At 72.6% G+C, this 1,816-nt stretch carries 1 protein-coding gene; it reads left to right on the forward strand.

The genetic code is table 11. The features are described from left to right. The first annotated feature begins 432 nt into the window (after positions 1 to 432). Positions 433 to 1,761, forward strand: a complete 1,329-nt coding sequence (locus Actkin_RS14715) for a serine hydrolase domain-containing protein (protein ID WP_189214163.1) — start codon at positions 433 to 435, stop codon at positions 1,759 to 1,761. Positions 1,762 to 1,816 lie beyond the last annotated feature (55 nt).

The following is a 1,816-nucleotide window of genomic DNA, read 5'->3' on the forward strand; positions in this document are numbered from 1 at the left end:
AAAACGGACGATTCCCCCTGCTGTCGGCCGTTGTCCGCGCGACAGAAGTGAGAGTGCTTCCTCTTCTTCGTTCTACCTGTGCGAGTCGGAACACCGCTGGTCGCAGGCCGGTTCGCGGGCGCTAGCGCAAACGGGTGTGATTGGTATCACGACAACCCGGCTGAGCGGTTTTCGTTTGGCCGCATAGCCGCTGGAAAGCGTGGATCTCGAGTTCTAAACGTGTTACCGCGATTTTCTTCTCCGCTCATCGGCTCCGCTTGTCGTGAAATCGCCATTGCTCCAATCGGCGGTAGCTCACAGAAGCGGACCGTAGTCACCATTAGTTCAGTCGAGGACGCGATTCCGCTCCGGCGGGCGCTTATTCGACCTACCCGAGACAGACCGTGGGTGGGGGAGCGGTGGGTGGCCAACCGGTGTCGACAGTGAGGAAGCATGGACAGCGCCCGCATTCGCCGCAGACTGACCGAGCTCGCAGCGGAGTACTCCATCCCCGGCCTACAGCTGGCGATCCACGGGGACCGGCTCATCCGGACCTTCGCGACGGGGGTGCGGCGGCACGGGACCGCCGAACCGGTCACCGACGAGTCCGCCTTCCCCACCGGCTCGATCACCAAGCTCCTCACCGCCGCCACCGCCATGGTGCTCGTCGCGGACGGCGACCTGCACCTGGACAAGCCGCTGGCCGAGCAGGTCGACGGGCTGAGCGCCCTGCCGGAGCGGACCCGCGGCCAGCTCACCGCCCGGCACGTCCTCAGCCACACCGGCGGACTGCCCTCCGACCCGCCCGATGTGCGCGCCACGTCCCTGCGCAGGCACGTCGAGGACTGCTGCCGCGCCGTCGACCCGCTCGCGGCGCCGGGGACTGCCTTCTCCTACTCCAACATCGGCTACCTGATCGCCGGGCACGCCATTGAGGACATCACCGGCATGACATGGGCCGAGGCGGCGCAGGCGCTGGTGCTCGACCCGCTCGACCTGCCCGGCCGGTTCGTGGTCGGGCCCGGCCGGGCGGCCGATCTCGTCACCGGGCACGCCGTGCGGCGGGACACGGGGGTGGCGCGGCCGGTCGCGCAGTCGCTGTGCCCGCCGGAGGCGCCCGCGGGCGCGTGGGCGGCCAGCGCCAGCGACCTGGTGCGGCTGGGCAGGGCGCTGGCCGGGTTCGAGCCGGACGGGCCCCTCGATCCCGACGCGCTCGCCGAGATGCGCGCGCCCGCCCCGTGCGCCGAGCCGTTCGGCCTGGCCGACGGCTGGGGCATCGGCCTGGCCAGCTACGGCGGCGGCGCCCTGCGGTCCGTCGGCCACGACGGCACCGGCGACGGCACGTCCTGCCACCTGCGCGTCGACCCGGCCACCGGCACCGCCGTCGCGCTGACGGCCAACGGGGCCACCGGCTTCGCCCTGTGGCGCGAGCTGGTCGCCGAGCTGCCCGACCTGGGCGTGCCCATCGCCGACTACGACCCGCTGCCAGACCTCGGCGACCCGGTCGCGCCGCCGCCCGGCTGCGTCGGCGAGTACGCCAACGGCGAGACCACCTACCGGATCACCCACGCTGGCGGCGGGCGGCTGCACGCCGCCGTCGACGGCGCCCCGTTCGCCGACCTCACCGTCTACCCCGGACTGCGCTGCGCGCTGCGCGACTGCGACACCGGGGTGACCGACCAGGTCGGCCGGTTCATCACCGGCCCGAACGGCGAACCCGCCTGGTTCCAGGTCGGCGGCAGGCTCGCCCACCGCGGGCGCGCGGCCGTCTCCGCGGCCTGACCGACGCCCCGCGCGCCCCTCGGCGCGTCATCCCCATGCCTGGAAAGGGCGACCC

Source organism: Actinokineospora sp. UTMC 2448, assembly GCF_024760565.1.
GTDB classification, from domain to species: Bacteria; Actinomycetota; Actinomycetes; order Mycobacteriales; family Pseudonocardiaceae; genus Actinokineospora; species Actinokineospora fastidiosa.

What these genes read in the sequence shown, in the direction of transcription:
- Actkin_RS14715 (WP_189214163.1), top strand. Translation starts at nt 433, where the DNA reads ATGGACAGCGCCCGCATTCGCCGCAGACTGACCGAGCTCGCAGCGGAG.